The following is a 21,781-nucleotide window of genomic DNA, read 5'->3' as shown; positions in this document are numbered from 1 at the left end:
GTGTTTCGCCGTGTTGCACCAAGGGAAGGGCAAAAGCATGGCGACGCGCCTCAAGCCTGTGCAGACTTTGAGGCGTCAGGGCGGAAGGACTCATACAGGAGACCGAGCACACCGACAACGATAGCCGCATCGGCAATGTTGAAGATGTACCAACTGAAGCTGCCATAATGCAGGTGAACGAAGTCGACGACGGCACCGTACACAGCCCGGTCGACGCCGTTACCAAGCGCGCCGCCGACGATGAGTGCGAGACTTGCGACCGTCAGCCGGTCCGTTGCCCGCCACATCCAGCGGCTAAGCCAGATCGCCGCGACGACGGAAAGCAGCACCAGCAGCCAGGGCCCGAGATTCCCCTCCTGCTGGAACAGCCCATAGGAAATGCCGCGGTTCCAGGCCAGCACGATGGTCATGAAGGACGTTAGGTCATAGGGACCGGTTTCACCGAGATGCAAACCGAAGACCAGCCAGAGCTTCAACGCCTGGTCCAGCACGAAGACCAGCGCGACGATCCAGATCCCGAAGCGGCGCAGCGACGTCATCGCCCGGCCGCCTTGCCGAGCTCCCGCAAGGCCCTGGCGTCGCGCGGAGTGACATCGGGATGGTCGCGCTCGGCGGTCGCMGAATCGAAATACTTCCAGGAACGGGCGCATTTCACGCCGCTGGCCCGGACCGGGACGACCGCGACGCCGGGCACCTCCGGAAGCCGGAAGCCATCCTCGGGCCCCTCGCCCGCAACAATCTTGACACCCGACGTGATGCAGATCTCGGCGAGATCGACCCCCGACAGCGCCGCCAGCAGGTCGGGATCGGCGATGTGAACCTCCGGCGCGGCTTCGAGCGACGAGCCGATGCGCTTGGCCGCACGTTCCAGTTCGAGTGCGCCGGTGACGACACGCCGAACGCGGCGGATCTTGCTCCAGCGCTCGGCCAGCTCCGGATCGAGCCAGCTCTGCGGAGCCTCGGCAAAGGCTTCGAGATGCACGGAGCCACCCAGCGCCTTCTGCTCCGGATAACGCTCGAGCCAGGCTTCCTCGGTGGTGAAGACCAGGATCGGCGCCAGCCAGGTTGCGAGACAGCGCAGGAGATGGTCGACCACTGTCAGCGCACTCTTGCGGACATGGCTCGAGAGCGGGTCGCAATAGAGCGCGTCCTTGCGGACGTCGAAATAGAAGGCGGACAGCTCCGTGTTCATGAACTGCGAGAGCAGCGTCACGACCCGCTTGTAATCATAGGTCCGATAGGCCTCCTCGACCTGCGGCCCGAGCTCCGCAAGGCGGTGCAGCATCAAACGCTCGAGCTCGGGCATCGACGCAGGCGAGGCGACGCGGATGTCCTCGCTGAAATGCGCGAGCGTGCCGAGCATCCAGCGCATGGTGTTGCGCAGCTTGCGGTAGGTCTCGACGAAGGTCTTGAGGATTTCCTTGCCGATGCGCAGATCGTCGGAATAGTCCGCCGCCGCGACCCAGAGGCGCAGGATGTCGGCGCCGGATTCCTTGATGACGTCCTGCGGCGCCGTGACATTGCCCTTCGACTTCGACATCTTCTCGCCCTTCTCGTCGAGACAGAAGCCGTGGGTCAGCACGATGTCATAGGGCGCCCGGCCGCGCGTGCCGCAGCTTTCGAGCAGGCTAGAATGGAACCAGCCGCGGTGCTGGTCAGACCCTTCCAGATACATCACCCGGTCATTGCCGCCCTCGCCGCGCCGGCGAGCCCGCAGGTCCGGCCGCTTCTCCAGCGTGAAGGCGTGGGTCGAGCCTGAATCAAACCAGACATCGAGCACGTCGGTGACGCGCTCATACATCTGCGGCTCGTAGCCGAAGGGCTTCAGGAAGCGCGCGCCGTCGACATCGGTGAACCAGGCATCGGCCCCCTCGCTCTCGAAGGCATCGGCGATGGCAGCGTTGACCCTCGGATCGACGAGGATCGTGCCGCTGTCCTTCTCGACGAAGACGGTGATCGKCACGCCCCAGGCGCGCTGGCGCGAGACAACCCAGTCAGGGCGGTTGGCGATCATGCCGGTGATGCGGTTCTCGCCAGCCGCGGGAACCCATTCGGTTTCCTTGATCGCCCTCAGAGCGCGGTTGCGCAACGTATCGACATTGCCACCCGGCGTGGACGGGACATCGGGGCCACCCAGCGCTTCGCCGAGCGGCTTGTCCATGGCGATGAACCATTGCGGCGTGTTGCGGAAGATGACCGGCTTCTTCGAGCGCCAGCTATGCGGGTACTGATGCTTCAACCGGCCGCGCGCGATGATGGTGCCGCTCGCCGCCAGCGCCTTGATCACGGCGTCGTTGGCGTCGCCCTTCTCGCCCTTGTCGGTGATGACCTGCCGGCCCTCGAAGCCCGGCGCATCCTTGGTGAAGCGACCATCGGCATCCACGGTGTAGGGGATATGCGTATCGATTCCGCGCTCGGCGAGCTTGCGGCCACTCGCCATCCAGATATCGAAATCCTCGCGACCATGGCCGGGAGCGGTGTGGACGAAGCCCGTACCGGCATCGTCGGTGACATGGTCACCGTCGAGCAACGGCACATCGAAATCGTAGCCGTGGCCGCGCAGCGGATGGGCGGCGGTCAGGCCATTCAGCTCGGCGGCATCGACATCGCGCACCAGTTCGAAGGCGTCGACCTTGGCCGCCTTGAACACGCTCTCGGCGAGAGCCTTCGCCAGCACATAGGTCGCGCCGACCTTCGCCCAGTTGCCCTCGGCCGCCGCGGTCACCCGATAGAGCCCATAGGCGATCTTGTGGTGGAAGGAGATCGCCCTGTTGCCTGGGATCGTCCAGGGGGTCGTCGTCCAGATCACGACCGAGGCGCCGGCCAGAGCATCCGCTCCCGACGCGACGGGAAAGGCCACGAACACCGTATCGCTCGTATGCTCCTCGTACTCGACCTCCGCCTCGGCCAGCGCGGTCTTCTCGACCACCGACCACATCACCGGCTTGGAGCCGCGATAGAGCTGGCCCGTTTCGGCGAACTTCATGATCTCGCGGGCGATCTGCGCCTCGGCCGGGAACGCCATGGTCAGGTAGGGATCGGCCCAGTCGCCCTCGACACCGAGGCGTTTGAACTCCTCGCGCTGAACGTTGACCCAGTGCTCGGCAAAGGCACGGCATTCCTTGCGGAATTCAACGACCGGMACATCGTCCTTGTTCAGGCCCTTGGCCCGGTATTGCTCCTCGATCTTCCACTCGATCGGCAGGCCGTGACAATCCCAGCCCGGGACATAGTTGGCATCATGGCCGAGCATCTGCTGCGAGCGGACGACGAGGTCCTTCAGCACCTTGTTGAGCGCATGGCCGATATGGAGATGGCCGTTCGCATAGGGCGGGCCATCATGCAGGATGAACCGGTCGCGGCCCTTCGCGCTCTCGCGCAGCTTGCGATAGAGCTCGATCGTCTGCCAGCGGGCGAGCAGTTCCGGCTCGCGTTGCGGCAAGCCGGCGCGCATCGGGAATTCGGTCTGAGGCAGGAACAGCGTCTGCGAATAATCAACGCTTTTCGATGGGGCGGAATTGGATTGGTCGTTCATGATCCGGCTCGGGCAGCTGGACTGGCGGGCCATGCATGGCTGGCGCGTCACCGGTCCTTAAGGACAAGGGAAAGCGGCGGTCATCCCGGCTTGCGCGGACGCCTGCGATCAGCGCAGGGCAGCGTCAGCCGGGCCCGTAATTCGCCGGAGCAATTCTATGATCTGGGCGCAATGAGCGAGCATGAACGGCTTCTAACAGGGGCAGGTTAAGGAAGGAAGGGCGGTGTTTGCGCCAGAATGGCGCGGGCCCGGGCACTGTCCTTGTCCATCTGCATGATGAGGGCTTCGAGCGAGTCGAATTTTTCCTCGCCCCGCAGCCAGGCGATCAGTGCGACATCGACGATCTTGCCATAGAGATCGCCTGCGAAATCGAAGAGGAAGGTCTCGAGCCGCGGCGCACCGTCATCGAAGGTCGGGCGACTGCCGAAGCTCGCCACGCCGTCGCGCCAGATGCCGTCGACCTTCATCCTGACGGCATAGATGCCGAATTTCAGGCGGCAATCACGGGCGAGATGCATGTTGGCGGTGGGGTAACCGAGGTCGCGCCCACGCTTGTCGCCATGGGCGATCTCGCCGCGCACGAACCAGGGCCGCCCAAGGAACTCCGCTGCGCGGCCGACATCTCCGGCTTCCAGCGCGGTGCGGATCAAGGTCGAGGAGACCGGCTCCCCCGCCCAGGAATAGGGCGGGACCACCGTGACCGGGACACCGCGCGCGCCCGCCCTCGCCTGCAGCATCTCGGGCGAGCCGGCGCGGCCCTTGCCGAAATGGAAGTCGTAGCCGCAGACGAGCCCCCCGACGCCGAGCCGCTCGAGCAGCAGGTCATCGACGAAACTCTCGGCGCTCACGGCCGCAATGGCGCGATCGAAGGGCAACACGAAGCTTTGCTTCAGCCCGGCCTGGGCGAGCAGCTCCCCCTTGACGTCGGGCGGCGTCAGCCGAAAGACCGGCTGCTCGGGGCTGAAGACCGATCGGGGATGCGGCTCGAAGGTGAAAGCGGCAGCCTCGCGGCCCTGCTTGGCCGCCATGGCGACCGCGACATGAGCGAGTTCGGCATGGCCGCGATGGACACCGTCGAAATTGCCCAGCGCCAGCACCGCTCCGCGCAAGCTGTCCGGAACCGGGCTGTCGCCATCGAGGACGAAAACATGAGGCCGGCCTGAAGAAGGCGCGGCGGCAGGACGGGTCATGGCACGAAGGGTTCCGCCTCGGCGGGGCACGCCCGCGCGCGGCAGTCAATGGCGGTTCAGGCCAGCAGCGTCAAGGACACCGGACGCAAGCCCCCTGCTTCAGCCCTTTGGCTTTGCCGGCGGCAAGGCGACCCAGGCCTCTCCCTCGAGCACGGCCTTGCCGTCGACGACACAGTCGCAGAACAGGCGCGCGCGCCGACGCTCGGCAACGAGTTCGACCACTTMGACCCGCGCCGTGACGACATCTCCGATCTTGACTGGAGCGAGGAAGGTGAGCGTCTGCGACAGGTAGACGGCGCCCGGCCCTGGCAATTTCGTGCCGAGCAGCGCGGACACGAGGCTCGCGGTCAGCATCCCGTGCGCGATGCGCTGGCCGAACTTCGTGCCCGCCGCGTAGCGCTCGCAAAGATGGATCGGATTGGCGTCCCCCGAGAGATCGGCGAAGAGCGAGACATCCCGCTCCATCACCGTGCGCATCAGGCTTTCGCTTTGGCCGATCGCGAGGTCTTCGAAAGCATGAACCTGATAGGAGACTGCGTTCATTGGTCCKGCTGCCGATGCAATTTCGATGCGCCGCCCTTGTTGCGGCRCAACATAGAATGCCACAGCCCCGGCGCCTCGGCCATGCGACTTTGGTGCCGCGGCCGGAGCGATACTTCCCGTACGTCAGTTTTCGTTCAAATTAACCGCTTCGAAACGCCAGTGCCCTATCACTCCCGGCATGGTCGCCACTCACTGAAGGCGGTCCGCGCGCGGGTATTGCCCCGCGCTGCAGTCGTTACGCTTGGAGCACCAGAATGGCTCTCGATCCGTCCATGCCCATCCTCGTGGTCGACGACTACCAGACGATGGTCCGGATCATTCGGAACCTGCTCAAGCAGCTCGGATTCGAGAATGTCGACGATGCGTCGGACGGCTCGACCGCCATCGCCAAGATGCGCGACAAGAAATACGGCCTCGTCATCTCCGACTGGAACATGGAGCCGATGACCGGCTTCGAGCTGCTCCAGCGCGTGCGCGAGGAAGATGCCCTCGCGACGACGCCGTTCATCATGGTCACGGCCGAATCCAAGACCGAGAACGTCATCGCCGCCAAGAAGGCCGGCGTGAACAACTATATCGTCAAGCCGTTCAACGCCCAGACCCTGAAGGTCAAGATGGAAGCGGTCTGCCACGCCTGAGCGTGGCCGAACGTCACCAGACGAGCTGCGGAATCGCGTAATCCGGGCGGGCATGCTGCCCTGCGAACCAGCCGTGGCGCTCTTCCCACGATTTCTCGACAAGATCCTGGGCGTGAATGCCCGCCAGCACCATGACGCTCGCCGCGCCGAAGGCGTTCGCCCCGGCGATGTCGGTTCGAATGGCATCACCAATTGCGCAAATCCGGTCTGGCGGAACGGGCTTGCCACGCCGCGCTTCGGCGATATGCAGCGCCATTTCGTAGATCGGGCGATGCGGCTTGCCGGCATAGATCACCCTGCCGCCGATCTGCTCGTACGCCAGCGCGAGCGAGCCGGCGCAGGGCACGATCTTGCCACCGCGATCGACCACCAGATCGGGATTGGCGCAGATCATCACGAGATCCCGTGCGACGAGATCGGCAAAGAGGCCGGCATAGGTCTCGGCCGTCTCGGTCTCGTCGTCGAACAATCCCGTGCAGAGCACGTAGCGCGCGTCCGCGGGTGAGACGCGCGGCGCATCCAGCCCGGCGATCAGGGGCAGGTCGCGGTCAGGGCCGAGCATGAAGACCGGCTCGCCGGACCGTTCCTCGATCAGCGCCCGGCAGACATCGCCGGAGGTCACGATCGCATCATAGGCAGCCTCCGGCACGGCAAAACGCGCGAGCTGGACCTCGATTTCACGGCGGGGACGGGGAGCGTTGGTCACCAGCACGACGGAAACACCGCGTTCCCGCATCGCAACCAGCGCATCGCAGGCGTCCTGATGAGCTGCCACGCCGTTGTGAACGACACCCCAGATATCGCACAGGCAGAGATCGAACCGGTCGGTGATTTCCGAGAATCCGCTCAATGCGACGGTGGGCGCGGTCTTGGCAGGCTGCAAAGCGGTCAACTCCCCTGAAACCAGTTGGGCTATGCGGCGCGACGGCAGCGCGGCACGGTGCCGGTTTAGGCCGTCGCAACGGGCAGCGATAGGGTTTTGTCAGGCGCTGGCGCGGCGTAGCACGGCGCGGAACGGCAGGCGCTCCGGCGCCGGGCCTTTCTGCGCAGGCCCGCTCGGCGGGGCTGGCAGCGCTGCCGCAGGCGATGTGCCGACGGTGGGATAGCCCAGAATCTCGGCCGAGATCCGCGCGGCGGGCCGCTCGGGCTCGGGCACTGGAGCGGCGGGTTTCGCCGGCTCGGGATCGGCAAAGACCTCCGGCTTGACCGGCCGCGGCGGTGAAATCACCAGCCCCTGGGCATAGGTCACGCCAAGCTCGATCATGTCCGCGACAGTCGGATCATCCTCGATCTTCTCGGCGACGAGGATGATCGAGGCCCGCGCGAGCTGAGCCGCGAGATCGGCGGCGGCGATATCGATCGAGGAACGCTCGGCTTCAGCCTGCAGCAGGGCGGCCGGCACTTTCACGAAGCGAATGCCACGATCATGCAGCGATGCCGGGTCGAACCGAAGATCGCCGACATGGTCGAGCGCGAAGCGCACGCCATTGGCGGACATCGCCCCCAGCAGGCCAAGGCTGGTCGGCTCCAGAGCGCGGAAGACGCGCTGCGGCATCTCGATCACCAGATGGCCGGCGTGCTCGCGATATTTCTCGAGGATACGGGAGAGGGTCACCAGAGCCTGCGACGAGGCCCAGGTTGCGGCGCTGAAATTACAGGCCACGAACAGGCCGCCGTCCTTGGATCCCAGATGGCGCGCGATCGCCAGCGTACGTGTCAGCACCAGTGCATCGAGCGTCGGGCCGAAACCCCGCTCCTCGACGATCGCCAGGAATTCGGCGGGGAGCAGCAAGGTGCTCTCGTCGAGACGCAGACGGACCAGCGCCTCGTAGCCACGTGTCCGGCGGTGCGGCAACTGCACGATCGGCTGGAGATGGACCTCGACCTTGCCCTCGGCCAGCGCGGTGCTGATGATCGCGGCTCGTTCATCGGCAGCGCGCAGCTGCTCGGCCTGAATGGCCTCCGCACGCGCTGCAGCAAGCGCCTCGCGATGCGCAATGCGGGCAAGCTCGGGAGCAGGCGCCGGCGGCGGCGGGGGAGCGGCTTCGGCATTGCGCCGGGCCTGCGCAGCCGAGAGTTGCGTGTCGTGATCTGCCAGCGTCGTTGCGACTTGCTGCAACAGGTCGCCGAGCAATCCGACCTCGGCCGTCAGTTCATTGATCGCAGCACGTGCGGGCGCGGCATCGGCCTCGCTCATCGGCAGTTGCTCGACACGCTGCGCCAAACTGTCAAGCCTGATGGCATTGGTAGCCAGGCGAACCTTGACCTCGCCGATCGCCGCGAAGATCTGCTCGCGCTGCGCAAGGACACGTCGCTCGTAGAAGATCGCGGATGCCGCCAACCCTGCCCCCGCCAGCAGGAGGCCGGMGGCGTTGGCCAGCGCTCCCGGCAAGGCGAGAACCGCGATTGCGCCAGCCGCCACGCCGGTCACGGCACTGGCGAGAGGATGCAAGGCGGTAAGGCGGACAGGGGCCAAGGCGACGACCGCGCGAAAGAGGTTGCTGGGGAATGAAAGCGACGAATCACTCTGCTACCCGACATTAACCGTCTGTTCACGCGCATGCGAGGGCCATGGACGAAAAGCGGCGACGGTCGGGAATTCGCTTAGTGAACGCCGCTGGCTTCAAGCCGACGCGGCCCGAGATCCGACATGATCCGGTCGATGACGGCTTCGCTGAACCCCATCCGCGACAGGTAAAGCCTGGCGTCGATCGCGAAGAGCGGAGCCGCCTGCGCCAGCCGTCGCAGGGCCGCTGAAACGCCCGGCTCATCATGCTTTCCCGCAAAGTGGAGGGCTCGGCCAAGCAAGCTGAGCGGACTGTCATCGGCGACGAAAATGGCKGCATGCGCATCCGCGAGCTTGTCATTGCCCATCAGATGCTCGGCCAGGAAGGCGTAGAAATCGTACCAGGCAGGACGGCCGCTGCTGGATGCCACAGCCCGCTGCAGCAGCGGCAGGCCTTCCGCAGGCTGACCGATCTGAACATAGCGCGCGCCGAGATCGGCCATGATGTCGGGATCGTAGGGATTGCGGACGAGCGCGGCCCGGCCCGCCCTGAAGGCATCTTCATAGGCGCCACGTGCGAAGTAAACGTCCATCATGGCCTGCTGCGCGCGTGCGCTGGACGGCGCCAGCCTGACCGCCGTCAACGCGGCGCTCAAGGCGCGATCGAGCGGCGAACCAGGCAGTGGATTGAGTCCGGCGGTGTATTCGTCGACCGTCAGCAGGGCGAGCTGCGACCAGGCGGGATGGAAGGCAGGGTCGCGCTCCAGAACCGCCTCCAGGCAGTTGCGGGCGGCCAGGTGATCTTCGGCGCGCATGGTGCGGCGGATATTCAGCGCCTGGAAGACACAGCGCATCGGCGACGCCGTCATCGTCTGGCGATAGTCGGCGTGAATGATGCCGAAGGGCTCGGCAAGCCTGACTGCGAGCCGTCGGGCGATCTCGCGCAATTCCGGAGCGTCCTCGCCCTTCGGCAATGTCCGGATGGCAGACGTCGTCCAGACCACACGACCGTCCTTGACGGAGCGCAACCGGCCGAAGCCTTCCGTCGCCCCGCCTTGCCGCGTCGCATTCATCTCGAAGACATAGTCGGCGCCGCTATAGAGGTCCGCGCCGGCGGCCGGCGTACGAACGGTAACGAGATCGTCGAATCGAGCCAGGGCATCGACCAGGAGCCGCGTGAAGGCCTGCACCAGCCCGGCCAGCTCCGGATCGTCGGCCGCGCCGCTCAGCGATACGACGACCATCGGCAAATGAGCCGACGCGCTCGATCCCGCGCGACGCGCTGCCTCCTCGATCAGTTGAGCCTGGCGCACCAGCGGGTCGGGTTGCGGTGTCGTCTCGAGCGGCGGGAGGTAGTGCCAAGTGGCGAGAGGCACGATCACGAGGACCAGCGCTAACACGGCGAGCCAGTGCCCGAGCCTGAAACCGTGCCTGCTCGGCCGCTCAGGGACCGGCAGCTGGGCCGCCCTGGCGTCGCCGGGCGCCATGCGCTCCTGCGCCGGCTCGGCCGGCATCCCGGCAGCCCCAAGATGTTCAAAGACAGGGACGTAAGCGCCGACCGGCATGGAAATGCGGATCGTGTCGTCGGCGCCATCGCCCTGATAATACTGGCMTAGCGCCCTGCGCAGACGACCGGCCTCGACCCTGACGATGGGGTCGGACTGCGGGTCGAAATCTGCCGGTCGGCCGAAGGCCTCAACCGCAATGGTGTAACCCTTGAGTTCCGAGCTGCGCCCTTCGATGCGGCGCTCCACGATGAAGTTCAGAAATGCGGAGAGCTGCGGTGCACTGCGAAACGCATCCGATGTCAGGATGCGTTCAAGGGCCTCACGGACAGCGAGAGCCTCCGGGTCTGCGAGCCGGTCGGTATCCTGACTGCTCTCGACCATTGGGGTTTGGTCCAGTTTGTTCCCCCCTTCATCCAAACTACGCCAAAACCGACGTTACGTCATTCGCAACGTCGAAGCGACCGGGCGACCGCGGCGCGCAGTGGTGCCCCGCCTCGCCCGCAATTTACAGCCCGCTTTGCGCTGTTAGGTTGAGAGAAGCTTAATTGTACAGGATGCGGCCGACAGCCTTCGTCTCGCAGCCGGGCGAAAACCCCCGTGATTTCGAAGCATTCTGCATGCCATTCGGCGTGTGCCGGCTCGTCAAGCAGACCCGGCGCATGGTCGCGTGCCGAAGCGTGTTTTACTAGGGCCGCGTAGGTAAGCCGGTAATGGGTGGCCCGGCCAGATGGCGGCGCTCAATGCGAAGCCTGCAGGCAGGCCGATCATCCCGGCGTTCAAGCCCCTGCCGACCAGCCGGACTACACCCCTTCCGTTCCGTTCGATCGCCTCGAGGTCTTTGCCGCGGAGCCCTGCTCGCTGTGCTGCCTCCAGGAGGTCTCGACCACGTCTTCTTCGCAGGCCAGCCTACCGAAGGGGTAGACACCCTGATGAAGAGCGCGCGGCCCCGCCGGAACGTCTCCCGGGAGGGAGCTGGGACGCACCTGAGCGGCTGCAGGCTCGGCCATCGCGGCGTCGGATCTGGCGGGATTTCGGTCAGCGGCATCGTCCGCAAGCACCCATTTTTCGGTGGATTGCTCTCAGATTCCGGCCATCCCCGTCGCAGCCGCGCTCGCGAAAAGCAGGCACTTGCGAAGGGCGAATCGGAATGTCGCGCGCGTTTCGCGCGCTTGAGCGAATCGTCACGTTTCGGTCGTCGTGTCCGGTTCCGGGCCAGTCAGGGGTTCGGCCGACCCATCACCGCCCAAAGGCTGCCGCAGGCGCCTGCGAGAGGCTGCGCCAGGCTCCGGTTCTGCCAAGGGCCGGCGAGCGGCAAGATCACGCACGCCGCAGCTTGTTGTAGCGGGCGATCAGCCTGTCGCGCTTCAGGCGTGACAGGCGATCGACCCAGAAAATGCCGTCGAGCTGATCGATCTCGTGCTGGTGGCAAACGGCGAGCAGGCCATCTGCCTCTTCGAACTGTTCCGCACCGTCCAGGTCCCGATAGGTGACATGGACGCGGGCATGACGCTCGATCTCGTCTGCAACCCCCGCCATCGAAACGCTGCCCTCGTGGTGGCGGATCATGTCAGGTGAAGCCCAGGCGATCGCCGGGTTCACATAGGTCCGAACCTCACCCGGCGACAGCTCCAGCACGACCAGCCGCTGGAGAAGACCGATATGCGGCGCCGTTATGCCGATGCCGGGAGCCGCCCGCATCGTTTCCAGCAAATCGGCCGCGAGCGAGCGAAGCACCGCATCGAAACGCGTCACCGGCTCGGCTGCCATGCGCAGCCGAGAATCGGGAAAGCCAATGATCGGCCGAATCGTCACGCGGTGGCCTCAGGGGATTATGCGGCAGCCTTCTTCTCCGCATTGCCATAGTAGCTCTCGCCCGTCTTCGCCATGCGCTTGAGCTGCCGGTTCGGCCTGAAGCGCTCTCCATGGGTCCTGGCGAGCTTCTCGCAGAGCTTCACGAAGACGGCCGCGCCCATGTTGTCGATGTAGGAGAGCGTGCCGCCCGAATAGGGCGCGAAACCGAAGCCGATGATCGAGCCGACATCCGCCTCGCGAGGATCGGTCACGACACCTTCCTCATAGGTGCGGGCAGCTTCCAGGGCCTGGGTGACGAGCAGGCGTTCCTTGAGCTCCTGCATGTCGATGAGCTCGGGGTCGAGCCGGTTCTTCGTCAGCTCGGCAAGCCCCGGCCAAAGCCGCTTCGGGCCGGCTTCCGGATAGTCGTAGAAGCCTTTCCTGTTCTTGCGGCCGAGGCGGCCATGCGTCTCGACCATCTCGGTGAGCAGTCTTTCCTGCGCCGGATCGACCGCCTGTTCGCCGAGTTGGGCCTTGGTCGCCTTCAGCACCTTGTAGGCGAGATCGACCGCGACCTCGTCATTGAGGGACAGCGGACCGACCGGCATGCCGGCCTGCTTGCCGGCGGCCTCGATCATCGCCGGGGGCACGCCCTCCATCAGCATCAGATGGCCTTCGCGGATGTAGTTGCCGACACAGCGGTTGGCATAGAAGCCGCGCGTGTCGTTGACGACGATCGGCGTCTTCCTGATGGCGCGGACGAAATCGAGCGCCATGGCGAGCGCCTTCTTGCCGGTCTTCTTGGCCATGATGATCTCGACCAGGAGCATCTTCTCGACCGGCGAGAAGAAATGCACGCCGATGAAATTCTTCGGGCGCTGCGAGTGCTGGGCGAGCCCGGTGATCGGAAGCGTCGATGTATTGGAGCCGAAGATCGTCCTTGGTCCGACCACCGCCTCGACCTTGGCGATGACCTCGGCCTTGACCTTCGGATCCTCGAACACGGCCTCGATGACGAGATCGCAGCCCTTGAGATCGGCATAGTCCGCCGAGGCGATGATCCGGCCGAGCAGCGCGTCGCGGTCGGCCGTCTTGGCGCGCCCCTTCATGATCTGGTCGGAAACCAGCTTATGCGAATAGGCCTTGCCCTTCTCGGCCGCCTCGATGTCGCGGTCGATCAGGATGACGTCCAGGCCTGCCTGGGCGGTGACATAGGCGATGCCCGCGCCCATGAAGCCTGCGCCGACAACGCCGACCTTCTTCAGCCTGCTCGCCGGGACATCGGCCGGGCGGCGAGCCCCCTTGTTCAGCTCCTGCATCGAGACGAAGAGCGTGCGGATCATCGAGGCCGCCTCMTTCGTCCGCAGAATTTTTGCGAAATAGCGGCTCTCGACCCTGAGGCCGAGATCGATCGGCAACTGCAGGCCCTCATAGACTGCGCTCAGGATGGCGCGTGCGGCCGGGTAGTTGTCATTCGTCTCGCGGCGATAGATCGCGTTGGCCGGTGGCCAGATCTGCATGCCGGCGGGCGAATAGACCTTGTTGGAAGGCAGCTTGAACTTGGGATCGTCCCAGGGCGCCTTGGCCTGCGGATTGGCCTTCAGCCACTCCCGGGCGTTCTGAAGCATCTGATCCCGCGGCACGGCCGCATGGACGAGGCCGCTGTTTCGGGCCGGCAGCGCCTTGATCTGCTCGCCCTTGAACATCATCTGCAGCGCGTCGCCGGTCTGCATCAGGCGCGAGACACGCTGCGTACCGCCGGCGCCGGGGAAGAGCCCGACCTTGATCTCGGGCAGGCCGACGCGGGTTGAGGCATCGTCCGAGGCGACACGATACTGGCAGGCGAGCGCAAGTTCGAAGGCACCACCGAGGCAGACGCCATGGATGGCGGCTGCGAACGGCTTCCCGCAGGTTTCGAGCTTGCGATAGAGCAGCGAGAGCTTGCGGCTTTCGTCGAAGAAGGTCTGCATCGCAGCCGCTTCGCCCTTCTCCCTGGCAAGCCCGACATAGAGGTCGCGCAGCCCCTGGAGCATGGTCAGGTCCGCACCGCCCGAGAAGGCTTCCTTGCCGGAGGTAATGACGCAGCCCTTGATCGCCTCGCTCGAGACGACATGGTCGATGACCTGGTTCAACTCGGCCATGACCTCGGGGGTGATGACGTTCATCGAACGGCCGGGCATGTCCCAGATCAGGGTCGCAATGCCGTCGGCGTCGGTCTCGAAGCGGAAATTGGTGAGGTTCATAGGTTCTCTCCCCTTCGTGCCGATCAGACGCGTTCGATGATGGTCGCGACGCCCATGCCGGCGGCGACGCAAAGCGTGACGAGTGCGGTCTGCTTGTTCGTGCGCTCGAGTTCGTCGAGCACAGTGCCGAGGATCATCGCGCCCGTGGCGCCGAGCGGATGGCCCATCGCAATGGCGCCGCCATTGACGTTGAGGATGGCGTCGTCGATGTCGAAGGCCTGCTGATAGCGCAGCACCACCGAGGAGAAGGCCTCGTTCAGCTCGAACAGGTCGATATCCCCTGTGGTCATGCCGGCCTTTTTCAGAACCAGCTCCGTGACGTCGACCGGCCCGGTCAGCATCAGCGCCAGATCGGAACCGACAGTGGCGAAGGCCCGGATGCGGGCGCGCGGCTTCAGGCCAGCCGCCTTGCCGCCCTTCTTCGAGCCGACGAGCACGGCAGCCGCACCATCGACGATACCGGAGGAATTGCCGGCGTGATGCACGTGATTGACGAACTCCACATCGGGGTGAGCCGCCGTCGCGACGGCATCGAAACCACCCATCTCGCCCATCTGGACGAAGGATGCCTTGAGCGCTGCCAAGGCCTGCATGTCCGTATTCGGACGAATGGTCTCGTCGCGGTCGAGGAGAATCAGCCCGTTAACGTCGGTGACCGGGATGACCGAATTCCTGAAGCGGCCTTCAGCCCAGGCGGCGGCGGCCTTCTTGTGCGAGCGCACGGCAAAGGCGTCGACATCGTCACGCGAGAAGCCGTATTTCGTGGCGATCAGATCGGCCGAGACGCCTTGCGGCATGAAATAGGTGTCGATCGCGACGGACGGATCGACCGCAATGCCGAAGCCCGAGGCGCCCATGCCGACGCGGCTCATGCTCTCGACGCCGCCACCGATCGCCATCTCCTTCTGGCCGGCCATGACCTGCGCCGCGGCAAGGTTCACCGCGTCGAGGCCCGAGGCGCAGAAGCGGTTGATCTGCACGCCCGGCACTTCCTTGCCGTACCCCGCCTTGAGCGCGACGGTCCGCGCGATATCGGCGCCGGCCTCGCCGACCGGATCGACGCAGCCAAAGACGACATCCTCGACCAGCTTGGGCTCGAGCTTGTTGCGGTCCTTGATCGCACGCAGCACCTGCGTGCCGAGTTCGATCGCCGTGACCTCGTGCAGGGAGCCGTCGGCCTTGCCCTTGCCGCGCGGCGTCCGAACGTGATCGTAGATGAATGCGTCAGCCATCAAGGCCTCCCGGGCTCGCCGCAATGGCGGCTCGTTGTTGGGACTTCGCCAACATGGCCGGGCATGTCCCGGCCATCTGGAAGCGAAGGCAATCTGCAAGCGATGCCCGGGTCAAGCCCGGGCATGACCTTTGGTCTGCTCAGAACTGCTCTGCCGAGAGCGCCATGGTGGAATCGGCGCCGGCCGTGATCCGTGCCAGATGCGCGGCCGTCTCCGGCAGGGTGCGCTCCATGAAGAAGCGCGCGGTGACGAGCTTGGTGTTCATCCGCTCGGTCGCGCCATTGGCACCGGCTTTGAGCTTGTCCTGCGCAGCCTTGGCGATCTTCACCCACATATAGCCGAGCGAGACGAGGCCGAGCAGGTGCATGTAGTCGGTTGCGCCGGCACCGGCATTGTCAGGCTTGGCGAGGGCGTTGTTCATGAACCACATCGTCGCCTGCTGGAGATGACCGAGCGAGGCCAGCAGGGGAGCGAGCAGCGGCTTCAGCCCCTCGTCCTCGCCATGTTCCTTGATGAAGCCGCCGACCTCGTTGAAGAAGGCCATGATGGCGCGGCCGCCGTCTCGGCCGAGCTTGCGGCCGATCAGGTCCATGGCCTGCACGCCATTGGCGCCCTCGTAGATCATGGCGATGCGCGCGTCGCGCACGAACTGCTCCATGCCCCATTCGGCGATGTAGCCATGGCCGCCATACATCTGCTGGGCCTTCACCGCGTTGTCGAAACCGACATCGGTCAGGACACCCTTGAGCACGGGGGTCATCAGTCCAAGCTGATCGTCGGCGGCCTGGCGTTCGGCGGCATCGGCAGAACGGTGGGCGACATCGGATTTCAGCGCGTTCCACAGCACGAAGGCGCGCGCAGCCTCGTTGAAGGCCTTGATCGACATCAGCGTGCGACGGACATCGGGATGGACGATGATCGGATCGGCAGCCTTGTCCGGCTCCTTGGCGCCGGTCAGCGCCCGTCCCTGGAGGCGGTCCTTGGCATAGGCAACAGCGTTCTGATAGGCGACCTCGGACTGGGCGAGCCCCTGGATCGCGACGCCGAGGCGGGCCTCGTTCATCATCACGAACATGACGTTGAGGCCCTTGTTCTCGGTGCCGATGAGCCAGCCCCTGGCACCGTCATAGTTCATGACGCAGGTCGAATTGCCGTGGATGCCCATCTTGTGCTCGATCGAGCCGCAGGAGACGCCGTTGCGCTCGCCGACCGCGCCGTCGGCGCCGACCACGTTGCGCGGCACCACGAAGAGCGAGATGCCCTTGACGCCGGCGGGAGCCCCCTCGATGCGGGCGAGCACGAGATGGATGATGTTCTCGGTGATGTCCTGCTCGCCGGCCGAGATGAAGATCTTGGTGCCGGAGATCGCATAGGAACCATCGCCATTCGGCACGGCCTTGGTCTTGATCAGGCCGAGATCGGTGCCGCAATGCGGCTCCGTCAGGTTCATCGTGCCCGACCAGACACCCTCGACCATCTTCGGGATATAGGTGCGCTTCTGCTCCTCAGTGCCGTGCACGTAGAGTGCGGCGATCGCGCCCATGGTCAGGCCGGGATACATCGAGAACGCCATGTTCGCCGCCGAGGCATATTCGTTCATCACGGCGCCGAGCGTATAGGGCAGGCCCTGGCCGCCATATTCGGGATCCATGGCAAGTCCGATCCAGCCGCCCTCGGCATAGGCCTTGTGCGCCTCCTTGAAGCCCTTTGGCGTCGTCACGGATCCGTCAGGGTTGCGCTTGCAGCCCTCCTGGTCGCCGGAATGGTTCAACGGCTGGAGCACTTCCTCGCAGAGCTTGGCACCCTCGCCCAGCACCGCCGCGACCACATCGGGCGTCGCATCCGCGAAACCCGGCAGGTTGTTGTAGCGTTCGATGTTGAAGACGTCGTTGAGCAGGAACAGGGTGTCTTCGACGGGCGCCTTGTAGACCGGCATGGTGTCCTCCCTCTCGCGCAGCGCGGCCGCCTGCAGAATGCGATCCGGGGCAGCCATTCATCAGATAGTTTATATATAAACAATCTATGGGTGACTTGTGAAGAGGGCTGGGCCATTTTGTTGCCGCACCCTGTCGCGTTTCCCATCCGCAGCGCATGACAAAACGGCCCCGGACACAAGTCCGGAGCCGTCAATCCCGATCAAATGATCGATAATCCGTGCCGTGAGGCGCTCAGGCCTTGTCGAGGCCCGCAAGCGTCGCTTCGAGCTCGGCGATCGCGCCTTCGATCTCGACCTGCTGCGAGCGCAGCAATTCGAGCTGCTCGGCAATCTGCCCGCGGGTGAGCTGCAGCCCGCCGACCGAAGCCGACTTCTCTGCGCCGGCCTCGCCCTTCTTTTCCTCATTGGCGAGCATGGCGCGGATTTCAACCAGCGTGAAACCGAGCTGCTTGCCCTTGAGGATCAGCGCAAGCCGCGAGCGATCGCGGCCGGAATAGATGCGCGTCATGCCCGAGCGGGCCGGAGCAAGGAGACCGCGCGATTCATRGAAGCGAAGCGTGCGCAGGGTCACCGCGAAATCGCGGGCAAGGTCGCTGATGGTGAAACCACCAGCCGAGTCGGCTTCACTGGAAGTAGGCGTGGACGATGTGCGGCCGGTATCTGAAGAGCCGGCCGCCATAGCATTGCTGTGGCGCGACATGGAGTTCCTTAAAAAGTTTGGACGCAGGGAACCGCCGGCATCGGTGGCGACGAAGTTCCGTTGGGTAGGGGGAATAGCTCGCCCCATCTCCTAGCGTCAGGTAATATCGGCCAATTGGGGGTAAATTACGGTTACGAGCCCGGCATTCGTGCTGCCCCTGTCCGGGCGTTTGCAAAAAATTAACGGCCGGCCCCCGGATATTAAMCGTCCGTTTACCGTGACGGCCAAAAGTCGGGTCTGCGAGCCAGGCCGTCGTCAGCGGCAACTGAATCTTCACGATCGCCTGTTTCGCGCGGGGAAGCTGCGGCGCCAGGGGGCTGCGCATCCCGACTGAAGACCGGTCCCCTTAGGCGAGCGAGATCATGGCCAATAGCTTGCCCTGGAGCGTCAAGGGCGTTGATCCGCGCACCCGCGATGCCGCAAAGGCCGCGGCGCGGCGCGCCGGAATGACCCTGGGTGAATGGCTGGACCACAAGATTCGCGTCGAGGCGGAAGAGAGCGAGYCGACAGCCGCCCCTCTGGAGCAGCTCGACATCGCAGCGCTGTCCGAGCGCCTCGCCAAGCTCTCCCAAGGGCAGATGGAAACCTCCTCGCAGGCCGCAGCAAGCGCTGCGGCGCCGCAGTTTGCTCCCGAGATGTCGCGGGGCCAGATCGAGGCCGCGTTGTCGCAGGCCGCCCTCGCCGAGCGCATGACCCGGGAATCGAGCGCCAAGACGGCCGGCGCCCTGGATTCGATCGCGCGCTGGATCGAGAAGACCGAGAACCGTCTCGTCAGCGGCGAGCGCAGTAACGCCGAGCGTCAGGAACGCGCCACCAACGTCATCGCCGACGCGATCAAGACCATGGGCGAGCGCATTGCCGAGATCGAGCGCAAGGCGGTTGATGCCCAGAGCAAGGCTGCCGCCGCCCGCCCGGCCCTGAATCGCGATGGCCTGKCCGCAGCGGTGACGGATATCCGCACGCGCCAGCGCATGCTGGATACCGATCCCGAAGCCGCCGCCTCGGGCCGGACAGGCCTGAGCGAGAGCCGGGTCGCGGCCTTGCGGCAGGATCTCCGATCGTTGGGCGAGAGGGTCGGCGCCAGGGGCGACCATCCCTCTCTCATGTCCGAGCGCCTCTCCCCGGCTGCGGCGTCACGCCAGGTCGAAACGCCCGCACTGGAAAGGCTGATTGCCGATCTCGGTTCGAAGCTGGAGCGGCTGGACCGGAACGACCGTATCGAGCCTATCCTGAAGCCTCTGGCGCGGATCGAAACCGAAGTCGCCCGCCTCGCCCGCGAGAATTCCGGCGAGAGCTATGCCCGTTTCGAGCTGGAGCTCGCGCATCTCGCCGCCAAGGTCGACGCACTCGCGGCGCGCGGCAGCGACCGCGCTGCACTGACCCCTGTGCTTCGCGACATCGCAGAATTGCGTGAACTGCTCGCCACGAGCACCGGCGATAACCGCCTCGGCGATCTTTCGCATCAGGTTTCGGCTCTGGCGGGCGAAGTCGCCCGGCTGCGCGACGGGCAGCCTGATGCACTCTCGATGCGTGGCCTGTCCCAGGCGATCGAGGACGTGCGCGACGCCCTGCTCACCGACCGTTTCGGCGATCCCGCCCCGCTGCTTTCGCTGTCGCGGCAGGTCGAGGCGCTAGCTGACAAGGTCGATTCGCTGCCCGTGATGCGCCCCGAGGTGATCACGTCTCAGACCGAGCAACTCTTCGCGCGGCTCAACGAGATCGGCGCCTCCGGCTCTCCGGCATCGAACGAGCTGTCGCGCCGGATTGAGGCCCTCATCATCAAGCTCGAGGATGTCTCCGATCGGCAGCCGAACCAGCTCGCGGACCGGATCGACAGCCTGCAGCACCAGATCGAGACGCTGGCGGATCACGGCCCGGCAGCAGTCATGAAGCAGATCGAAGGGTTGGCTGCCCGGATCGAGAGTCTCGCAGCCTCCAGCAACCTGACCCAGATGGTCCATGACGGCGGCAACGTACAGGTCGCGCGCGTCGACATGCGCCCGGTTGAGGACATGTTGCGCAGCCTCGCCGAGAAGATCGACGAGGCGGGACGCCCTGGCGCCGAATCCGATTCCTTCGATGCACTCGAACAGCAGATCGCCGGCCTCGCCAGCCGGCTCGACGAGGCCGTCGCGACGCGTTCGGCCGAGACCGGGATCGAGCGCACGCTGCAGGACCTCGTGCGACACCTCCAGACCGTGCGCGAGGACACCGCAGCCGCGGCCGAACGTGCCGCACGCACCGCCATAGCCGATATGGCGAGCAAGCCCCCCGCTCAGGCGGGAGGCTTTGCTGAGCTGAGCACCCTGGTTTCCGGACTGCGCGAGAGCAACGCCGCCTCCGGCCGGGAGACGCAGGACGCGATCGGCGCCGTCCATCAGACCCTCGAGACGATCATCTCGCGCCTCGCCAGCCTCGAAGCCGAGCTCGGCCTCGAGCGGAAGGAGGTCGCGCTCGCACCGGCCCCGGCGGCCGCGGCGCGCCCCTCCACCATGCCGTCGACGCGTGGCCTTGCACTTCCTGCCAGCATGAGCGCCGCGATCGAGGATCGCTTTGGCGCCCGGCTGGAGACGACCCGGCCGGCGGAACGCGCAGCAGAAGCGCCTGCCGCCAGGTCCCATGACCTGCCGCTCGAACCGGGCTCGGGCCGGCCGCGCCAGGACACACCGGCCGCTCCGGCCGCGGCAGCCCAGGATCCTCAATCGGTCCGCCAGAACCTGATCGCTGCGGCACGGCGTTCGGCAAAGGCGGCCTCCGAAGCCGCAGCCTCTGTGCCCGCGGCGGAAGCCGAGCGCAGCGGCACCAGCACCTCCAAGGGCGGCAAGCTCAAGGAGATCATGGAGAAGCGTCGCCGCCCGCTCCTGCTCGGGCTGGCCGCTGTCGTTCTTGCCATGGGCACCGCCCATGTCGTCACCGGCGCACTGCAAAGCCCGAAGACGAAGGCCGCCGGCAACGAAACCGTTCAGACTCCTGCCTCCGCTCCCGCCGTCGCTGCCCCGGAACCCGCCGCCCCGGAAGCTCCAGCCAAGCCCACGAAGGATCAGAGCTCGGTGCTTTCGCCGGTCGAACTCGGCCCGGCCGCCGCCTTCGCGGGACCGGCAGCCCCGATTCTCGGCTCTCCCGAAACCACCAGCTCGACCACCCAACCGACGGCAACCGCCGCGCTGCCGCCAGCGACCGCGCCCGACCCGGTTCAGGCCGTCACCGGGCTCGGCGACCTGCCTGCCGGATTTGGAACGCCAGGCCTGCGCAAGGCCGCCCAGGCAGGTGATGCCCGTGCCGTCTACGAGCTCGCCAGCCGCGCGGCCGATGGCAGCAACGCGACACGCGATCCGAAACTGGCCTTGCGCCTGTTCGAACGCGCCGCGGTCGCCGGGCTGGCGCCAGCGCAGTTCCGACTGGCCAACATGTTCGAGAAGGGCGTGGGCACCCAGCGCGACATCGCACTGGCGCGGGTCTGGTACTCCCGTGCCGCAGAGCGCGGGAATGCCAAGGCCATGCACAATCTCGCCGTGCTTTATGCCGAGGGCGTCGACGGCAAGGCGGACTATGCGACGGCGACGGAATGGTTCCGCCGCGCCGCGGACGCAGGCGTGCGCGACAGCCAATACAATCTCGCCGTTCTGCTGGGCCGCGGCCTCGGCGTGCCAGCCGATCTCAGCCAGTCCTATCTCTGGTTCGCCATCGCCGCCAAGCAGGGCGACGACGATGCGGCCCGCAAGCGTGACGAAGTCGCCGGACGCCTCAACCMCAACGACCTGGCAGCGGCGAAGCTCGCTGTCGATTCCTGGAAGGCAAAGGTGCTCGAGCCTGGCGCCAACGAGGTTGCGGCACCGGCACAGGGTTGGGAAGACAATACAAGCGCGGCCGTCAGGAAGCCCGCAAAGCCAGCTCGCAGCTAATGCATGACAGGCAGGCCCCTGGCCTGCCTGTCATGGTTTCGACGCGTTACGCAGCCA

14 protein-coding genes are annotated in these 21,781 nt (G+C 65.7%); 2 read left to right on the top strand and 12 right to left on the bottom strand.

Annotated features, from left to right (window positions below):
* Window positions 1-50 precede the first annotated feature (50 nt).
* The 4 genes from lspA to AC1DJT_RS04670 form a co-directional block, all read right to left on the bottom strand.
* Complete coding sequence (gene lspA, locus AC1DJT_RS04685; RefSeq protein WP_441488863.1) at window positions 51-539, bottom strand: signal peptidase II; 489 nt, start codon at window positions 537-539, stop codon at window positions 51-53.
* Window positions 536-3,535: an isoleucine--tRNA ligase gene (gene ileS / locus AC1DJT_RS04680; RefSeq protein ID WP_476833624.1), complete on the bottom strand. Its 3,000-nt coding sequence runs from the start codon at window positions 3,533-3,535 to the stop codon at window positions 536-538. The genes lspA and ileS overlap by 4 nt, the downstream gene beginning before the upstream one ends.
* Before the next feature lie 206 nt (window positions 3,536-3,741).
* Complete coding sequence (locus tag AC1DJT_RS04675) at window positions 3,742-4,725, bottom strand: bifunctional riboflavin kinase/FAD synthetase (protein ID WP_441506120.1); 984 nt, start codon at window positions 4,723-4,725, stop codon at window positions 3,742-3,744.
* Window positions 4,726-4,824: 99 nt separating this feature from the next.
* Complete coding sequence (locus AC1DJT_RS04670; RefSeq protein WP_476833623.1) at window positions 4,825-5,268, bottom strand: MaoC family dehydratase; 444 nt, start codon at window positions 5,266-5,268, stop codon at window positions 4,825-4,827.
* A gap of 254 nt (window positions 5,269-5,522) precedes the next feature.
* On the opposite strand from AC1DJT_RS04670, the gene AC1DJT_RS04665 reads away from it, so the two are divergent.
* Entirely contained in the window at window positions 5,523-5,906 is a 384-nt protein-coding gene (locus tag AC1DJT_RS04665; protein WP_043231142.1) for a response regulator, read from the top strand.
* A 13-nt stretch (window positions 5,907-5,919) separates the two neighbouring features.
* Here the strand turns inward: AC1DJT_RS04665 and AC1DJT_RS04660 are convergent, their stop codons facing one another.
* From AC1DJT_RS04660 to AC1DJT_RS04625, 8 genes are all read right to left on the bottom strand, one after another.
* On the bottom strand, window positions 5,920-6,789 hold the full coding sequence (locus AC1DJT_RS04660; RefSeq protein ID WP_441488860.1) for a TIGR01459 family HAD-type hydrolase: 870 nt from the start codon (window positions 6,787-6,789) through the stop codon (window positions 5,920-5,922).
* A gap of 99 nt (window positions 6,790-6,888) precedes the next feature.
* Window positions 6,889-8,382 carry an EAL domain-containing protein gene (locus AC1DJT_RS04655; RefSeq protein WP_476833622.1) on the bottom strand — a complete coding sequence of 498 codons (1,494 nt, stop codon included), beginning with the start codon at window positions 8,380-8,382 and terminating at the stop codon, window positions 6,889-6,891.
* Between the two features lie 128 nt (window positions 8,383-8,510).
* Window positions 8,511-10,301: a hypothetical protein gene (locus tag AC1DJT_RS04650; RefSeq protein ID WP_476833621.1), complete on the bottom strand. Its 1,791-nt coding sequence runs from the start codon at window positions 10,299-10,301 to the stop codon at window positions 8,511-8,513.
* A 936-nt stretch (window positions 10,302-11,237) separates the two neighbouring features.
* Window positions 11,238-11,732 carry a peptide deformylase gene (locus AC1DJT_RS04645; protein ID WP_441506116.1) on the bottom strand — a complete coding sequence of 165 codons (495 nt, stop codon included), beginning with the start codon at window positions 11,730-11,732 and terminating at the stop codon, window positions 11,238-11,240.
* 17 nt (window positions 11,733-11,749) lie between these two features.
* Window positions 11,750-13,954, bottom strand: coding sequence for a 3-hydroxyacyl-CoA dehydrogenase NAD-binding domain-containing protein (locus tag AC1DJT_RS04640; RefSeq protein ID WP_476833620.1), 2,205 nt, complete (start codon window positions 13,952-13,954; stop codon window positions 11,750-11,752).
* A 23-nt stretch (window positions 13,955-13,977) separates the two neighbouring features.
* The gene (locus AC1DJT_RS04635) at window positions 13,978-15,186 is read right to left on the bottom strand and encodes an acetyl-CoA C-acetyltransferase (RefSeq protein ID WP_441506114.1); all 1,209 of its coding nucleotides are present in this window, start codon (window positions 15,184-15,186) and stop codon (window positions 13,978-13,980) included.
* Between the two features lie 139 nt (window positions 15,187-15,325).
* The gene (locus tag AC1DJT_RS04630; RefSeq protein WP_441506140.1) at window positions 15,326-17,122 is read right to left on the bottom strand and encodes an acyl-CoA dehydrogenase C-terminal domain-containing protein; all 1,797 of its coding nucleotides are present in this window, start codon (window positions 17,120-17,122) and stop codon (window positions 15,326-15,328) included.
* Between the two features lie 232 nt (window positions 17,123-17,354).
* A complete protein-coding gene (locus AC1DJT_RS04625; protein WP_476833619.1) occupies window positions 17,355-17,822 on the bottom strand; it encodes a MerR family transcriptional regulator in 468 nt (155 codons plus the stop codon).
* Window positions 17,823-18,184: 362 nt separating this feature from the next.
* On the opposite strand from AC1DJT_RS04625, the gene AC1DJT_RS04620 reads away from it, so the two are divergent.
* Window positions 18,185-21,724, top strand: a complete 3,540-nt coding sequence (locus tag AC1DJT_RS04620) for a hypothetical protein (protein ID WP_476833618.1) — start codon at window positions 18,185-18,187, stop codon at window positions 21,722-21,724.
* Window positions 21,725-21,781 lie beyond the last annotated feature (57 nt).

Source organism: Allobosea sp. 05T422_2, from assembly GCF_056396265.1.
Note: the sequence above shows the minus strand (reverse complement) of the source record. Positions and strands in the feature narration are given on the sequence as shown.

Bases quoted from the DNA above. Each gene is read 5' to 3' on its own strand.
- AC1DJT_RS04630 (WP_441506140.1), bottom strand. From the start codon at position 17,122: ATGCCGGTCTACAAGGCGCCCGTCGAAGACACCCTGTTCCTGCTCAAC.
- AC1DJT_RS04635 (WP_441506114.1), bottom strand. From the start codon at position 15,186: ATGGCTGACGCATTCATCTACGATCACGTTCGGACGCCGCGCGGCAAG.
- lspA (WP_441488863.1), bottom strand. From the start codon at position 539: ATGACGTCGCTGCGCCGCTTCGGGATCTGGATCGTCGCGCTGGTCTTC.
- AC1DJT_RS04665 (WP_043231142.1), top strand. From the start codon at position 5,523: ATGGCTCTCGATCCGTCCATGCCCATCCTCGTGGTCGACGACTACCAG.
- AC1DJT_RS04675 (WP_441506120.1), bottom strand. From the start codon at position 4,725: ATGACCCGTCCTGCCGCCGCGCCTTCTTCAGGCCGGCCTCATGTTTTC.